Consider the following 15,179-nt stretch of genomic DNA (forward strand, 5'->3'; position numbering starts at 1 on the left):
GACCCTGGCCCTCGGATTCAGCGCGTGCGTCGCCGCAGCGTCAGCGACGCGAGCACCAGGGCCCCCACAGCGAAGGCCACGACGATCAGCAGCGGACCGAACACGTCCCAGCCCTCGTCCCCCGCGGCGACGGCGTTGATGGTGTCGATCGCGTAGCTCAGCGGCAGCCAGTCCGAGATGGCGTGCAGCACGTCGGGCATCTGGTCGCGCGGCATGAAGAGGCCGCCGAGGATGATCTGCGGGAACACCAGCAGCGGCATGAACTGCACCGCCTGGAACTCGGTCTGCGCGAAGGCGCTCGCGAGCAGTCCGAGAGCCGTGCCGAGAAGCGCATCCACGACCGCGACCAGGCCCAGCTGCCACAGCGGACCGTCGACGTCGAGTCCGCACACCCCGACCGCGAACGACACGGTGATCACCGCCTGGAGCAGGGCCATCAGTCCGAACGCGAGCGCGTAGCCGAGGATGAAGTCGGCTTTCTCGAGGGGTGTCGTCATCAGCCGTTCCAGCGTCCCCGATCGGCGCTCGCGCAGAGTGGTGATCGACGTGATGAGGAACATCACGATGAACGGGAACAGTGCCAGGATCGCACCGCCGAACTGGTCGAAGACGCCCTCCTGGTCGCTGAACAGCCACGCGAAGAGGCCGACCAGCAGACTCGGTGCCACGAGCATCAGGGCGATCGACCGCGGGTCGTGCCGCAGCTGGGCGAGCACGCGGCCGGAGGTGGCGAGCATCCGGCGGCCGTTCATTCGCCGGCCTCCTCGTGCTGGCCGCGCGCTTCTCGGCGCGATCGCCGCGTATCCCCGCCGCCGGCCGCGCGGTCGCGCTCGATCAGCGCCAGGAATGCCGCTTCGGCGTCGGCCGTGCCGGTGTCGGCGAGGAGCGAGGCCGGAGTCGTGTCGGCGATGATCCGCCCCTCGCGCATCAACAGCAGTCGGTCGCAGCGCACGGCCTCGTCCATCACATGGCTCGAAACGATGAGCGTGACGCCCCGTTCGGCGAGCCGCCGGAACAGGGCCCACACCTCGGCCCGCAGCACGGGGTCGAGCCCGACCGTCGGCTCATCCAGCACGACGAGTTCGGGGGAGCCGATCAACGCGACGGCGAGCGACACCCGTGTCGCCTGCCCACCGCTCAGCGAGTCGACGAGCTGTCCCGCCTGCGGGCCGAGACCGACCTCGTCGATGACCCGCTCGACATCACCCTTCGGCGCTTTCAGGAGCGACGCGAAGTACGAGAGGTTCTCGCGCACGCTGAGGTCGCCGTAGACCGATGCCCCCTGCGTGCCATACGCCACACGGTGCCGCAGCCGGCGTGAGCCACCCGGCTCCCCCAACACCGTCACGTCGCCCGAAGCGATCTTCTGCACTCCGACGATCGACCGCATGAGGGTGGTCTTGCCGCATCCCGAAGGCCCGAGCAGACCGGTGATCTGTCCGCGGGGGACTGCGAGGTCGATCCCGTCGAACACGTGCACGGCTCCGCGGCGCACGCGCAGCTGCGAGATCTCCACAGCCGATTTATTCATCATGTGATGAATTATGCGCCTGCGACGTGGCCAGGTCAACGGGATCCGCACCGCGACCCGCACGATGTCGGAGTCGGCACGGAACTCCGATATCGCGCGGAACGGCGGCGGGGTCGGTGGGCGGGGTGGGAGCCGTCGTCCGGGTCAGTCGAAGAGGTAACGCTGCACGGTCGGGCCGACGCGGTCGACGAGCTCGTCGACCGACGCGGCGGCGAGCGCCGGGAGCCGCAGCACATAGCGGGTGATCAGCATGCCGGCGATCTGCGAGGCGACGAGGGATGCGCGCAGATCGGCGTCGTCCACGTCGAGGCTCCGCGCGACGCGGGAGAGGAGCTCGCGCGAGAGGAAGCCCGCCAGCAGCGGTGTCGTGAGCCGACTGCCGATCGCGGTGCGCAGCAGCATGACTCCGCGCCGCCGCACCTCGGGCTGCTCGAACGACTCGAGCACGTAGCGGATCAGCCGCTCACCGATCTCGTCACGGGGCCCGGCGAGGATCCCCGGGACGTCGACGTCCGGCCGCAGGGGGATGCCGACCGCCTCGGCGAAGAGGTCGGCCTTGGTTCCGAAGTAGTGGTGCACGAGCGCGGAGTCCACACCGGCCCGGGCGGCGATCGAACGGATCGTCGCCGCGTCGTACCCCTTCTCACCGAAGTCGTCGACCGCCGCCGCGATGATGCGCGCTCGCGAGTCGGAGCCGCCCCTCGGGCGCCCTCGCCGACGCGGTGGCTTCTGCTCGGTCATGCCCGCCAGCCTACGACCCGCTGCGGACGACCGATCTCGAGCCGGGCTCAGTCGAGCAGATGGCGGAGGTAGCGTTTCGGATGCTCGAGGAACGAGCGCCAGTGGTTCACGATCTCGAGGTCGCTCCACTCGGCCGGGCGGACGCCCCACTCCCCGACCTCGAGGATCTTCGCCCCGGGAAGAGCTGCCAGCACCGGCGAATGCGTCGCGCACAGCACCTGGCCACCCTCGTCGGCGATGCGGCGGAGCACGGCGATCAGCGCGAGCGTGGAGTTGAACGACAGCGCCGCCTCCGGCTCGTCGAGACAGTAGAAGCCGGGCTCGTCGAAGCGGCTCTCCAGCAGTGCGAGGAACGACTCCCCGTGACTCATCTCGTGGAACGGCACATCGGGCGCGCTCATCGACGGGTTGTCTTCGAGGTAGGTGTAGAACGAGTGCATCGTCTCGGCTCGCAGGAAGAATCCCCACCGGCTGGCACCCACGCCGCGCTGCAGCCGCAGCCACTCCGACAGCGGCGATTCGGTCGCACGTGTCGTGTGCCTGGCCTGGCGGGAGCCACCCTCCGGCGAGAGTCCGTACGCGATCGCGACGCCCTCGACCAGGGTCGACTTGCCGCTGCCGTTCTCGCCCACGAGGAACGTGACCCCGGGGTCGAGGTCGATCCCCTCGCGAAGCACCTGGGCGACGGCCGGGATGGTGGTCGGCCACTCTTCTCCCCCCGTCGGGGCGTCGTCGTTCGGGCGCACCGCCACGACGGGTTGCTGGCGTCGGCGGCGGGAGGTCGGCTCCCAGAACTCATCCATCGTGCTCCTCCGCGCGTGTCGTCTCGTGGAGGCTACCGGCATCCTCGGACACGGTCGAGCCACCCCCTTCTGCGTGAGCCACCCCTCTGCGTGCGTACGCAGAGGGGTGGCTCACACGCAGAGGGGCGGTTCGGCCCGGAACGGAGTCCGGACCGTCAGCACTCGATGACGTTGACCGCGAGGCCGCCCTCGCTGGTCTCCTTGTACTTCGTCGACATGTCCGCCCCGGTCTGGCGCATCGTCTCGACGACGGCATCCAGCGAGACGTAGTGGCTGCCGTCGCCGCGCAGGGCGAGGCGTGCGGCGGTCACGGCCGTGGAGGCGGCGATCGCGTTGCGTTCGATGCACGGGATCTGCACGAGCCCGCCGATCGGGTCGCAGGTGAGACCGAGGTGGTGCTCCATCGCGATCTCGGCGGCGTTCTCGATCTGCCTGTTCGTGCCACCCATCACCGCGGTGAGGCCGCCGGCCGCCATGGCGCAGGCGGAGCCGACCTCGGCCTGGCATCCTCCCTCCGCTCCGGAGATCGACGCGTTGGCCTTGAACAGCGACCCGAGGGCCGTCGCGGTCAGCAGGAAACGACGGATGCCGCGGCGACGGTTCGCCTCGGCGGTCTGCTCCTCGTCGAGCTCACTCCCGTCGCTCACCGCCCGCACGTCGGACTCGAATCCCAGGAGCGCACTGCCGACGAGCTCGCCGTACGGAGTGACCGCGTTCCCGGCCCCGAGCCCGGAATCGGCGAGGAACCGCCACCAGTACATCGCCACCGCAGGGAGGATGCCGGCGGCGCCGTTCGTCGGCGCCGTGACGACTCTCCCGCCCGCGGCGTTCTCTTCGTTGACCGCCAGCGCGAAGGCGCCGAGCCACTCACCCGGAAGCTCACGATGCCCGTCGGCCTCGACCTCTTCGAGCTGGCCGCGGATCACGCCGGCCCGCCGCTTGACCTTGAGGATGCCGGGAAGGGTGCCATCGGCGTGGAGTCCGGCGTCGACGCACCCCGACATCGCATCCCAGATCGCGTCGAGCCCGGATGCGACCTCCTCCTCGCTGCGCAGCGAGGTCTCGTTGAGACGCGCGACCTCGGCGATCGAGAGTCCGTGTTCATCGCACAGGGCGAGCAGTGAGGCGGCATCCGTGAACGAGTAGGGGAATCCCGCCGTCGTGAGCTCGGCTTCTTCGCCGTCGCGCCGGATGAAGCCTCCGCCGATCGAGTAGTAGGTCTCCTCGGCGACCACCGCGCCGTCGGCGGCCCAGGCCGTGAGCGTCATCGCGTTCGGGTGACCGGGGAGTCGCGTGCGCGGGGCGAAGACGATGTCGGCCTTCGCGAACGGGACATCCTGCGCGCCGTCGATCGACAGCATCCCGCCCTCCGGGAAGTCCGTCCATGCCGACCGCACGTCCCCCGGGTCGCACGCTTCCGGCGAGAGTCCGCGGAGCCCGGCCACGACCGCATCCGGTGTGCCGTGACCGATGCCCGTCGCCCCGAGCGACCCGTACAACGTGCTGCCGACGCGGACCACCTGCGAGAGCACCCCGGTGGCGGTGAGTCGTCGTGCGAAGTCGAGAGCGGCTCGCATCGGTCCGACCGTGTGGGAGCTCGAAGGCCCCACTCCGATGGAGAAGAGGTCGAATGCCGAGACGTACGCTGTCACCCCTCAAGGCTACGCCGCATCGTGCGCGCCGGTTCACCGCGGTTAACCGGCGCCTCGTCAAGCCCCTTCAGTCCGGTGCGCGGCCCGGGCATCCTGATCGGACGACATCGCCGAAAGGGGCATCATGACGAACAGCACTCCCGAACCGGAGCCCACCGAAGAGCCCTCGCCCGAGGCGCAGACGCCGACCCCCACACCGGCCTCGGACACGAGCGAGGGCGAGGTCACGACTCCGGCCGAGGCCGAGTCACCCGAAGACGCCGACCCGAGCGAGGTGCCCGACACCGAGGAGCTCCAGGAGCCGAGCACCGAGAAGGATCCGGGTGAGGAGCCCAAGGCTCCGAAACGCGAGGAGCCCGAGCCCGACCATGAAGCCGTCGGCATCGGTGTGGTCGACACCGAGGAGCCGCAGGCCGGCTGAGCTTCTCACTGAGACCCCGGGAGACCGTCGAGACCCCGCCCTGCAGACATGAGCAGGGCAGGGTCTCGGCGAGGCCTACTCGACGAGCTTGCCGGCGGTGTCGACCTCGCGCATGAGCTCGGCGATCTCGGACGAGATCTCCGGGATCGCTTCGCGGGTCACGCCGTCCTTCGGCGACCACACCAGGTTCACCTGCAGGGTCGGATCGCTGTCGGGAAAGTCGCTGCGGTTGTGGCATCCGCGAGTCTCCCGTCGCTCTAGCGCCGCCTCGAGCGTGGCACGGGCGGCGAGCGCCGAGGCCTTGAGGTCGAACGCGTGAGCGAGGTCCTGGAACCCGGCGATATCGGGGTGGATGCCGATGTCCTCCATGCGCCCCTCGATCATGTCGAGGTCGGCGAGGCCGGCGAGCAGCCCCTCCTCCGAGCGCACCACACCGGCGTACTCGGTCATGAGGTTGCGGATCGCCCGCTGCAGGGCGCGCACGTTCTCACGCCCCTCGGCGGCGAGCAGGTCGTCGATCTCCGCGCGCGCCTCGGCCACCGCCGCCGCCGACCGACGCTGCGCATCGAGACCGGCCGCATGCTCCATCGCCGCCTGTCCGACGATGCGCCCGTACACGAGCAGCTCGATCAGCGAGTTGCCGCCGAGGCGGTTCGCGCCGTGCAGCCCGCTGGACGCCTCGCCGATCGCGTAGAGCCCGTCGACATCGGTCTGGTGATCCTCGGGACGCACCCAGACCCCACCCATCGAGTAGTGCGCGGTGGGGGCGATCTCGATCGGGTCGGTCGTGATATCGAGCATCTGCAGCTCCATCATCGTCTGATAGACGCGGGGCAGACGGGTCATGATCGTCTCGCGCGGCAGGTGCGACACGTCGAGCCAGACACCGCCGTTCTCGGTGCCGCGTCCTTCCTGGATCTCGGTGTACGCGGCGAGCGCGACACGGTCGCGGGTCGACAGCTCCATGCGCTCCGGGTCGTACTTCGCCATGAACCGCTCGCCGAGCGCGTTGCGCAGGATGCCGCCCTCCCCGCGTGCGGCCTCGGAGATCAGGGTTCCCGCGGCACTCTCCGGCTCGATGATCCCGGACGGGTGAAACTGCACGAGCTCGGGGTCGCGCAGGCGTGCACCGGCGTCGACCGCGAGGCGGAAGGAGTCGCCGGTGTTCTCGTCGCGACGGGACGACGTGCGACGCCAGATGCGGTTGTGTCCGCCGGCGGCCAGGATCACGGCGTCCGCATGGATCAGGTAACGGGTGCCGTCCGCCTGGTCGAAGCCGTAGGCGCCGAACACGACGTTGTCACGCACGAGCAGACGGGTGATGTAGACGTGATCGAGGATGGGCACCTCGAGCTGCTCGGCCTTGCGCACCAGCGTGCGCTGGATCTCGAGGCCTGTGTAGTCACCGGCGAACGCCGTGCGGCGGAAGGTGTGGGCGCCGAAGAAGCGCTGCGAGATGCGACCGTCGTCTTCGCGGGCGAAGTCCATGCCCCAGCGCTCGAGGTCACGGATGCCGCGCTCGGCACCCTGCGTGACGATCTCGACGGTGTGCGGGTTGGCGAGCAGATAGCTCTCCTTGATCGTGTCGGCGGCGTGCTGCTGCCAGCTGTCGTCGGCATCCATCGTGCCGAGGGCCGCGTTGATGCCGCCGGCCGCGAGCGAGGTGTGCGCGTCCTGCCGTGGGCGTTTGCCGACGGCGAGGACGTCGACGCCGTGTTCGGCGATCTCGATCGCCGCCCGCAGCCCGGATCCGCCGGTGCCGATGACGAGGACGGTGGTGGATATCTGTCGTTCGCGCGTAGCCATGCGGTCAACGGTAGTTAGGTCACCCTAATTACTCCAATGCATAGTTTGCCTGGAAACGATGCGGCTAGGCTATGGCCATGAACCTCGAGCAGCTCCGCGGGTTCGTCGAAGTCGCCCGACTCGGACACTTCACCCGCGCCTCTGAGCACCTGCACCTGGCACAACCGTCGTTGAGCCGTCAGATCTCCACGCTCGAGCGCGAACTCGGTGCCGAGCTCTTCCACCGTGCTCGCGGCCACATCGCCCTCACCGCTGCCGGCGAGACACTCCTCCCCCGTGCACAGCGCATGCTCGCCGAAGCGGACGCCATCCGCGACGAGATGGGCGAGCTGGCCGGACTCCGCCGTGGACGCGTGCGCCTGGGGGCGCCGCCCACCCTGTGCATCAGTCTCGTCGCCGAGGCGATCCGGTCGTTCCACTCCGCCCACCCCGGCGTCGACCTGCATCTGACCGAGAGCGGCTCCCGCCGGCTCGTCGAGCAGCTCGCCGTCGGCGCGGTCGACATCGCACTCATCACGGAATCCGACGGCCCTCCCCCCTCGGGATTCAGCCTCACGCGGACGCCGCTGCTCACCGAGGAGCTCGTGGTCGTCTCCGCCGCGACCGAACCGCCGGTGTCGTCCTCGGCGTCGATGACCGTGCACCACCTCGCCACCCTCCCGCTCATCGCGCTCGACGAGACCTACGAGCTCCGCGCGACGACGGATGCCGCCTTCCGCGCGGAGGGGCTCCGGCCCACGCACGTGCTCGAGGGCGCCGAGATGGATGCGGTCCTGCGCTTCGTCGAGCGAGGTGTCGGCGTCGCGGTGGTTCCGGCGATGGTGCTGCTCGATCGCCCGGCCCTTCGGTCAGTGCGGTTGACGCACCCGATGATGACCCGCACCGTGAGCCTTGCTCACCGTGCGGATGTCACTCCCGCCGTCGCCGTCGCGGCGATGCGTCAGGCCATCCTGTCGACCGCCGCCGAGGTGGCCGACCGCGACCCCGCGATCACGAGCCTTCTCTAGCCGGCATCGACCAGCGCCTCGAGACAGGGATCTGGGAGAGCAGAAACCCCCGCCGCTTTCGCGACGGGGGTTTCTGTACTGTCTCAACACAGTGTGCGCCCGAAGGGACTCGAACCCCTAACCTTCTGATCCGTAGTCAGATGCTCTATCCATTGAGCTACGGGCGCCCAGCCCGCTCAGCGGGCCGTGGAACAGCCTACAACAGTCCCGACGCGAAAGCGAAACGAGGCTCAGCCCTCCGCTGCGGCGGCTTTCTGCTGCTTCTTCCGACGCTTCGCCTTCGCTCTCTGTTCGGACGAGAGAGCCTGCAGATCGACGAGTCGCAGCGCCTGCATCCGCGCTTCGCGCATGCGGCCGTAGTCAGGATCCTGCTCGGGACGCATGCCCTCGACCCGCAGCCGTCGGTCGAGGTTGTGACGCACGTCGGCCCATGCCGCGTCTCTGGCCTCCTCGACGATCTCGGCGAGACGCTCCCGGTCCTGCATCATCTCGCGCAGTCGCACGGCGACCCCGGTGGACTGCTTGGCTCGCCGACGGAGGTTGCGCACGTCGCGGTCACGGTAGTCGTGGGTGCCCACCGGATCGGAGTGCCGGCCTCGGGCCCGCTTGCGCAGCGCAGTGACCGTGGCGGCTGCCTCTTCCGCTTCTTCGGCCATCGCTCGAAGCGCCTCACGCGCGTCGTCGATGTACTTGTCCATGTCGAAGACCCCGTCTTCGGCGATGGTGCCGATGAGGATGTGGTTCTTCACGGCGAGGCGCGCCGCAGCGGTCGCGATCGCGACGCCTTCGGCGATGGCATCCGCTGTCCGTCCCACCGGTACCTCCTCTCCTCGAGCGTACCGGTATCACTGCGGCCCGGTGTCGGCCAGAATGGTTCGGAATCAGCTTGCCCCACCCCTCAGACATCCGCGGGTTCGCCCCCGGATCGCGCGCCGCAGGAGACTCATGAAACACCTCGATCTCGCCGGCAGCACCACCGTGATCACCGGAGCCGCGAACGGCATGGGCGCCGACATCGCCCGCCTGCTGGCCGCCCGAGGCACGCACCTCGCCCTCCTCGATCACGACGGCGCAGCGCTCGCGTCCGTCGCCGCGGAGCTCGGCGGCACGCGGGTGACCACGCACATCGTCGACCTCCGCGACGACGACGCCGTGTTCACCGCAGCCGCCGAGATCGGCGAGGCGCATCCGCAGATCAACGCCCTGATCACGTGCGCCGGCTCCTCGATGCTCGGCGACCTCGACCAGCTCACGATGGAGGAGATGCGCTGGCTCACCGACGTGAACCTCTGGGGCACCGTGTCCATCACCAAAGCTCTGCTTCCTGCACTCCGCGCCGCTCCGGCCGCTCACATCACGCACCTCGCGAGCGTCTACGCCCTGGCCGCTCCGGCGGGGCGGATCCCCTACGCGATGAGCAAGTTCGCCGTACGGGCCTTCTCCGAAGCGCTGCGGCACGAGCTCGAAGGGACATCGGTCAGCGTCGGCGCCGTCTACCCTGCCGGCGTGCGCACCGGCATCATCCTGCACGGCCGATACGCGGCGGCGATCGACCCCTCCGTCGCCGCTCGTGCCGCGGAGGCGCAGGCCGCGATGTACCACACGGAGCCCGCGGAGGCCGCTGCGCGCATCGTGCGGGCGACCGAGCGACGGGCGGCCCGCACGATGGTCGGACGCGAGGCCCGACTGATCGATGTGCTCACGCGGCTCGCGCCCTCGTCGTATTGGCGGGTGATGCGGCGCCCGCTGCGGGAGGCGATCGACACGACGACGCCCGCGCGGTGAGTCGTCACGGCACCTGGGGCCGGAGTCAGCGGACCGCGCCGACCCAGATGCCCGAGGCCCACGCCTGCTGCTCGCCGTTGCAGCCGACCGAGCCCGGATAGCCCCGGACGACCGCCATGCAGTTGGCGAGGAACTCCGGATCGTTGCCGAACAGCGCCCCGTACGCACCGGACGACGTGAGGGCCCCCCACACCCGGAACTGATAGATGTGCGCGAGTTCGTGCGCCATCGCCCAGTTCAACCGGCCGGAGCTCCAGTTCACGATGTCGGCGCGGTACTTGATGTACCCGTTGCTGTTGGCGCAGGCCGGGGCGTTGCCGCCGGCACAGGACGATGATTCGTACAGCCCGACTCCGCCGCCGCCGACGAGATCGAGTGCGGCTCGCACGCGCGCGTATCCGTCCGGGCCGCTCGTCGACCAGGCGGGACCGCCGGGTCCGGAGCTCTGCGCCGCCTGCCAGGACGCGACCTCGGTTCCGACCTTGTCCACCAGTGCGTGGACCGTCGCGGTGGCCGCCGTCACCGTGTCGGGGTTCACCTTCTCGGCCAGCACGGTCTGCTGCGCCGAGAGCGCCGAAGCCAGATGCGCGGAGGTGTCGACCATCCCCTTCGCACGCTCGAGCGCGGTGCCCAAGGCAGCGATCTCGGTGAGGAACGCCGGACGGACCGCGAGCACGGATGCTCGGTCCGCTGTGTCCCGCTCGGCCCGTGCGACGGCTCCGTCCAGATAGTCGGTGCGCTGGCCGGCGTCGTGATACTGGTCGGTCAGAGCACGCAGTTCGGCCACGGCGGACGCGCGCTCCTGTTCGAGACCGTTCGCCCTGGCGTACACCCCGGCGGCCAGCAGGACCGATGCCGCGACCGCCACCGCCAGCGCACGCCGCATCACTGCAGGAACCCCGTCGTGTCGGCGATCTCCGCATCCTGTTCAGCGAGTTGCGAGCGCAGCGCCGTGAGCTTCTCCGCCAACGCGAGGTTCTCGCCGCGGGACTCGTCCAGGGCACGCTCGACCCGCACGATCTCCGCCTTGACCGCGGCGATCGCCGTCAGACGCTCCTGATCGGCGATCGCGACGAGCGCGACTCCGCCGAGAAGCAACAGGCATCCGACCGCGACAGCAAGATTCCGCATCTCGCTCCCCCAGGACAGCGCAACAGTTCCGGACCCACTCCGATCGCACCAATATACAACCGGAGGTGCCGCCGTTGTCCCCCGACTGCGCGCGACACAGGGCCGAGGCGGTCAGACCACCAGGTCGCTGCCGTCGGCGAGTCGTCGTTCGGCGGCGGACTGGCCGCTGGCGAGGTGGGCCGGGACGATCCGTCGCAGCGCGTCGGTGTCGCGCGCCTCCATCGCCTCGAGGATGATGCGATGCTCGTCCGCCATCGCGAGCAGATCGTCGTGCTGGCCGAACAACCATCGCAGACGGGTGAGGAAGACTGCGATGAGCTCGCCCAGCATCTCGTTCGCCGCGAGCTCGACGGCGATCTCGTGGAACTCCGCCGCCGCGATCCGCGCCGACTCCGAGTCTCCGGTGCGGGCGGCCTCGAGTTCGCGCTCGTAGGCATCGCGGATGCGAGTGATGCCGAGCTCGTCGTGCCGTTCGGCGGCGAAGACGAAGATCAGGGTCTCGATGGCCTCGCGCACTTCGGCGAAGTCCCGGATGTCACGGTGCGTGAACTCGCGCACCACCGCCCAGGTGCGAGGCCGAGCGACCACGACGCCCTCGGCGACGAGCGTGCGGATGGCCTCGCGAACAGGAAGGCGGGAGACGTTGAGCTCGGCCGCGATATCGCGCTCGACCAGTCGGGATCCCGGGACCCGTCGGCCCAAGACAATGTCGTCGCGCAGGATCCTCGTGACCCTGACCGACTCGAGCTCAGTGCTCGCCCCCATAGCCCCCGCCATCTGGGCATTCTCGCACTTCCCACGGTGTTCCTCAACTTTTGGTATCCCAACACGCCCGGGCCGCCGTCGGGCGCACGAGGGTTCCCACGATCCCTCGCCCGCCCGAGGCGGTCGAGGTCAGGGCAGGCGGTTCGCGAGGGCGAGGTTCGCGGTCAGCTCATCGGAGTTCTGCTTCACCACGTACGCCGGACGGTCGCGCTCGACCCGCCACGACTCGCTGAGCGGTCCGACGTTGACGGTGTCGAATCCGGCCTCGTCGTAGAAGCGCGTGACGAAGGCGACGGCTTCGGCGTCATCCCCGGCCGTGGCGAGAGCGCGCCGATCGGGAGCCCCCGCAGGGCGGGCATCGGCGGTGATCTCCGATGCGTAGATGTGGTTGAACGCCTTCGCGATCTTCGACGTGGGAAGGGCGCGCTGCACCAGCTCCGAGGTCGTGGTCTCCCCCTTGTCGAGGGCTTCGATGTGCCCGTCGCGCTCGAAGTAGTAGTTGTTGGTGTCGAGGACGATCTTTCCGGCGAGCTGCTCGGCCGGGAGCTCGCCGATCGCGCGCAGCGGCACCGTGACGACCGCGATGTCGGCCGCCGCCGCGGCGTCTTCGGCAGTGGCGGCCTTGGCCCGCGGTCCGAGCTCGGCGACCAGATCGGCGAGCGTCTCCGGTCCGCGCGAGTTCGCGATCACCACGTCATAGCCGTTCGCCACCGCCACGCGGGCGACCTGGCTGCCGATGTGTCCTGCACCGATGATTCCGAGAGTTGTCATGCTGGGCCCAACGTCCGACGCGCGGGACTATTCCCCTCGCGTCTTCCGTGACCGGAACTCAGAGAGCGCGCAGCAGGCTCTCCTCGGTGCGGCGGTATCCGAGCCCCTCGTAGAGCTCGACGGCCGCCGTGTTGAAACCGAACACGTGCAGGCCGATCGAATCGGCACCGAGCCGGCGGGCCTCGCGCTCGGCAGCATGCATGAGCTCGCGCCCGTACCCCTTGCGCCGCTGATCCGCAGCGACCTCGATGTCGAGGATGAACGCGTGCGGCCGACCGTCGCGCACCCGCATGCCGAGCCAGAGGATGCCGACCTCGGTGCCGTCGACGGATGCCGTGAACAGCTTCTGCCCCTCGGTGTCCAGCCCGTCCGGCAGCTCCTTCACCATCTGACGATGCGATTCGGCCGCCGCGCCCTCCGGCGTGTACCGGCCGGACGCGGCGAGGTCCCGGGCGAATCCCTCCTCGGACGCCTCGAGGAAGCGCGGGAACCGCTCCGGTGTCATCGGCGACACCTGGACGTGCGGGGCGACCTCGCGATCAGGCAGGGGCTCGATCACCATCTGTATCGAGGCGACCTCGAACCCGCGCCCGCCGACGAGGGCACGACCGGCCGCATCCTGGGGGAAGAGCGGCGCGCCGATCTGGGTGGCACCCATGTCACCGGCGATGGCGAGGAGCCTCCCGAGCAGACCGTCGTTCTGCGCATCGGTCAGTGCCGTCCCGACGACGAGGTCGAGGAGGAACAGCCTCTGACCGCTGAGGACCAGCCAGAGCGTGCCGAGCTCGCCCTCCTCATCGTCGACGATGCGCAGGATCCGGGCGGTCGGAGTGGCGTGACCCTCCGGCAGCAAGCCCTCGAGGTAGCTGTCGGCGTAGTCCACGGCATCGGCCCCGACGCGCATGCCGGAGGCCCTGTTGCCGTCGATGAGACGCTGCCGTGCGGCTGTCCGCCACTCGTCGAAGCGTTCGGCGGGCAGCGGCGTCAGGTGCAGGGACATGCGTCCATCCTGCCTCTCAGCTGCGGGTGAGCGCGTCTTCCGCTGCGACCCAGGCGAGCATGGCGCACTTGACGCGTGCGACGTACTTCGACACCCCGCCGAGTGCGGCGGCGTCGCCGAGCAGCTCCTCATCGGGCTCGATCTTCCCGCGGGAGCGCATCGCTTCGCGGAAGGCCGCGATCCGGACCTCGAGATCCTCGACCGTGAGCCCCTCGGCGAGCTCGGCGAGCAGCGACGCCGACGCCTGGGAGATCGCGCACCCGTGACCCTCCCACGCGATCGCCTCGACACTGCCGTCCGCATCCCGATGCACCTGCAGGGTGATCTCGTCTCCGCATGTCGGGTTCAGCTGGTGCGACTGCGCCGCGATCTCCTCCCGCAACCCGTAGCCGTGCGGGGTGCGCGAGTGGTCCAGGATCAACTCTTGATACAGGTTCTGCAGGTCGCTCATGCGCCCCTCCGGAAGAAGTCGATGGCACCGGCGACGCCTTCGATCACGGCATCCACCTCGGCATCGGTCGTGTACAGGTAGGTGCTCGCCCTGGTCGAGGAGGTCACACCGAGACGCCGGTGCAGGGGCTGGGCGCAGTGGTGGCCGACGCGCACCGCGATGCCCAGGTCGTCGAGGAACTGCCCCACATCGTGGGAGTGGATGCCGGCGACGTCGAAGCTCGCGAGTCCGACCCGAGGCAGGTCGATCCCGGCGCCGAGCACGCGGACGCCGTCGATCGCACTCAGCCCGTCGACGAGGCGCCGGCCGAACGCGGCCTCGTGCGCCGCGATGCGGGGCATGCCCACCTCGGTCAGGTAGCCCACTGCCGCGGCGAGCGCGATCGCCTGGGATACCCGCTGGGTCCCGGCCTCGAAGCGCTGCGGCGGCGGGAGGTACTCGGCCTCGGTCGTGGTGACCGTCGTGATCATCGACCCCCCGGTCAGGAACGGGGGCATCGCGGCGAGCACGTCGCGGCGGCCGTAGAGGGCACCGATGCCGGTGGGGCCGAGCATCTTGTGCCCGGACAGCACAGCGAAGTCGACGTCGAGCGCGCGGACGTCGAGCGGCAGGTGCGGTGCCGACTGGCAGGCGTCGAGCAGCGTCAGCGCGCCGACTCCGCGGGCGAGCGCGACCAGGGTGTCGACCGGGTTGATGACGCCGAGCACGTTGGAGACGTGGGTGAAAGCGACGAGCTTCGTCCGCGCGGTGATGAGATCCGCGGCGACGTCGAGCCGCAGCGCTCCTTCGTCGTCGAGGGGGATGACCTTCAGGGTCGCGCCGGTGCGGGCCGCGAGCTCCTGCCACGGGATGAGGTTCGCGTGGTGCTCCATCTCGGTGGTCACGATCTCGTCGCCCTCGCGGAGACGAAGTCGCTCTGCGGCTGCTCCCCCGCGCCCGAGCGAGGCGTTCGACAGCGAGTAGGCGACGAGGTTGATCGCCTCGGTGGCGTTCGAGGTCCAGACGATCTCGTCGTCATCGGCGCCCACGAAGCGGGCGACGGCCGCCCTGGCATCCTCGAACAGCTCCGTCGCCTCGGCGGCGAGCGTGTGCGCGCCGCGGTGCACGGCGGAGTTCATGGAGGTCGCGAAGTCGCGTTCGGCATCCAGCACGGCGATCGGACGCTGAGACGTCGCGCCGGAATCCAGGTAGACGAGCGGGTGACCGTGCACCTGCGCGGCGAGGATCGGGAAGTCCCCGCGGATGCGCCGCACCTCGGCTTCGTTCAGCGGGGCGAGCACGTCGACTCCAGGAGAAACGCTCATCGTTCCAGTTT

17 protein-coding genes and 1 tRNA gene are annotated in these 15,179 nt (G+C 69.7%); 3 read left to right on the plus strand and 15 right to left on the minus strand.

Annotated features, from left to right (window positions below; genetic code table 11):
* Positions 1-17: 17 nt before the first annotated feature.
* The 5 genes from CQ045_RS05585 to CQ045_RS05605 all read right to left on the minus strand — a co-directional run bounded on the left by CQ045_RS05585 (position 18) and on the right by CQ045_RS05605 (position 4,727).
* Positions 18-752: an ABC transporter permease gene (locus tag CQ045_RS05585; protein ID WP_105721683.1), complete on the minus strand. Its 735-nt coding sequence runs from the start codon at positions 750-752 to the stop codon at positions 18-20.
* Positions 749-1,534 carry an ABC transporter ATP-binding protein gene (locus CQ045_RS05590; protein ID WP_219844396.1) on the minus strand — a complete coding sequence of 262 codons (786 nt, stop codon included), beginning with the start codon at positions 1,532-1,534 and terminating at the stop codon, positions 749-751. The genes CQ045_RS05585 and CQ045_RS05590 overlap by 4 nt, the downstream gene beginning before the upstream one ends.
* 141 nt (positions 1,535-1,675) lie before the next feature.
* Positions 1,676-2,272, minus strand: coding sequence for a TetR family transcriptional regulator (locus tag CQ045_RS05595; RefSeq protein ID WP_105721684.1), 597 nt, complete (start codon positions 2,270-2,272; stop codon positions 1,676-1,678).
* Positions 2,273-2,319: 47 nt separating this feature from the next.
* Entirely contained in the window at positions 2,320-3,075 is a 756-nt protein-coding gene (locus CQ045_RS05600) for an AAA family ATPase (protein ID WP_105721685.1), read from the minus strand.
* Positions 3,076-3,230: 155 nt separating this feature from the next.
* Positions 3,231-4,727 (minus strand): L-serine ammonia-lyase, iron-sulfur-dependent, subunit alpha, encoded by a 1,497-nt coding sequence (locus CQ045_RS05605; RefSeq protein ID WP_105721686.1) that lies wholly within the window; start codon positions 4,725-4,727, stop codon positions 3,231-3,233.
* A 124-nt stretch (positions 4,728-4,851) separates the two neighbouring features.
* Between CQ045_RS05605 and CQ045_RS05610 the strand changes: the two genes are divergently transcribed.
* Positions 4,852-5,148, plus strand: coding sequence for a hypothetical protein (locus CQ045_RS05610; RefSeq protein WP_105721687.1), 297 nt, complete (start codon positions 4,852-4,854; stop codon positions 5,146-5,148).
* A gap of 75 nt (positions 5,149-5,223) precedes the next feature.
* Here CQ045_RS05610 and CQ045_RS05615 read toward each other — a convergent pair whose 3' ends face one another.
* The gene (locus CQ045_RS05615) at positions 5,224-6,954 is read right to left on the minus strand and encodes an L-aspartate oxidase (RefSeq protein ID WP_105721688.1); all 1,731 of its coding nucleotides are present in this window, start codon (positions 6,952-6,954) and stop codon (positions 5,224-5,226) included.
* A gap of 71 nt (positions 6,955-7,025) precedes the next feature.
* Here CQ045_RS05615 and CQ045_RS05620 point away from each other — a divergent pair, with 71 nt between their 5' ends.
* The gene (locus CQ045_RS05620; RefSeq protein WP_105721689.1) at positions 7,026-7,961 is read left to right on the plus strand and encodes a LysR family transcriptional regulator; all 936 of its coding nucleotides are present in this window, start codon (positions 7,026-7,028) and stop codon (positions 7,959-7,961) included.
* 94 nt (positions 7,962-8,055) lie between these two features.
* Here the strand turns inward: CQ045_RS05620 and CQ045_RS05625 are convergent.
* Positions 8,056-8,128: transfer RNA gene (locus CQ045_RS05625), tRNA-Arg, on the minus strand.
* A 63-nt stretch (positions 8,129-8,191) separates the two neighbouring features.
* Entirely contained in the window at positions 8,192-8,776 is a 585-nt protein-coding gene (locus CQ045_RS05630; protein WP_105721690.1) for an asparagine synthase, read from the minus strand.
* A gap of 130 nt (positions 8,777-8,906) precedes the next feature.
* Here CQ045_RS05630 and CQ045_RS05635 point away from each other — a divergent pair, with 130 nt between their 5' ends.
* Positions 8,907-9,746 (plus strand): SDR family oxidoreductase, encoded by an 840-nt coding sequence (locus tag CQ045_RS05635; protein ID WP_105721691.1) that lies wholly within the window; start codon positions 8,907-8,909, stop codon positions 9,744-9,746.
* A 25-nt stretch (positions 9,747-9,771) separates the two neighbouring features.
* Here the strand turns inward: CQ045_RS05635 and CQ045_RS05640 are convergent, their stop codons facing one another.
* The 7 genes from CQ045_RS05640 to CQ045_RS05670 all read right to left on the minus strand — a co-directional run bounded on the left by CQ045_RS05640 (position 9,772) and on the right by CQ045_RS05670 (position 15,168).
* Positions 9,772-10,632, minus strand: a complete 861-nt coding sequence (locus CQ045_RS05640) for a hypothetical protein (RefSeq protein WP_105721692.1) — start codon at positions 10,630-10,632, stop codon at positions 9,772-9,774.
* Complete coding sequence (locus CQ045_RS05645; RefSeq protein ID WP_105721693.1) at positions 10,632-10,877, minus strand: hypothetical protein; 246 nt, start codon at positions 10,875-10,877, stop codon at positions 10,632-10,634. The genes CQ045_RS05640 and CQ045_RS05645 overlap by 1 nt, the downstream gene beginning before the upstream one ends.
* 111 nt (positions 10,878-10,988) lie before the next feature.
* Complete coding sequence (locus CQ045_RS05650) at positions 10,989-11,642, minus strand: GntR family transcriptional regulator (protein WP_258130964.1); 654 nt, start codon at positions 11,640-11,642, stop codon at positions 10,989-10,991.
* A gap of 129 nt (positions 11,643-11,771) precedes the next feature.
* Positions 11,772-12,413, minus strand: coding sequence for an NADPH-dependent F420 reductase (locus tag CQ045_RS05655; protein ID WP_105721695.1), 642 nt, complete (start codon positions 12,411-12,413; stop codon positions 11,772-11,774).
* 58 nt (positions 12,414-12,471) lie between these two features.
* Positions 12,472-13,413 (minus strand): GNAT family N-acetyltransferase, encoded by a 942-nt coding sequence (locus tag CQ045_RS05660; RefSeq protein ID WP_181156453.1) that lies wholly within the window; start codon positions 13,411-13,413, stop codon positions 12,472-12,474.
* Between the two features lie 16 nt (positions 13,414-13,429).
* A complete protein-coding gene (gene sufU / locus CQ045_RS05665) occupies positions 13,430-13,864 on the minus strand; it encodes a Fe-S cluster assembly sulfur transfer protein SufU (RefSeq protein WP_105721697.1) in 435 nt (144 codons plus the stop codon).
* On the minus strand, positions 13,861-15,168 hold the full coding sequence (locus CQ045_RS05670) for an aminotransferase class V-fold PLP-dependent enzyme (protein ID WP_105721698.1): 1,308 nt from the start codon (positions 15,166-15,168) through the stop codon (positions 13,861-13,863). Before CQ045_RS05670 ends, sufU begins: the two co-directional genes overlap by 4 nt.
* Between the last annotated feature and the right edge of the window lie 11 nt (positions 15,169-15,179).

The sequence above is a fragment of the Microbacterium sp. MYb66 genome (assembly GCF_002979435.1).
GTDB lineage: Bacteria > Actinomycetota > Actinomycetes > Actinomycetales > Microbacteriaceae > Microbacterium.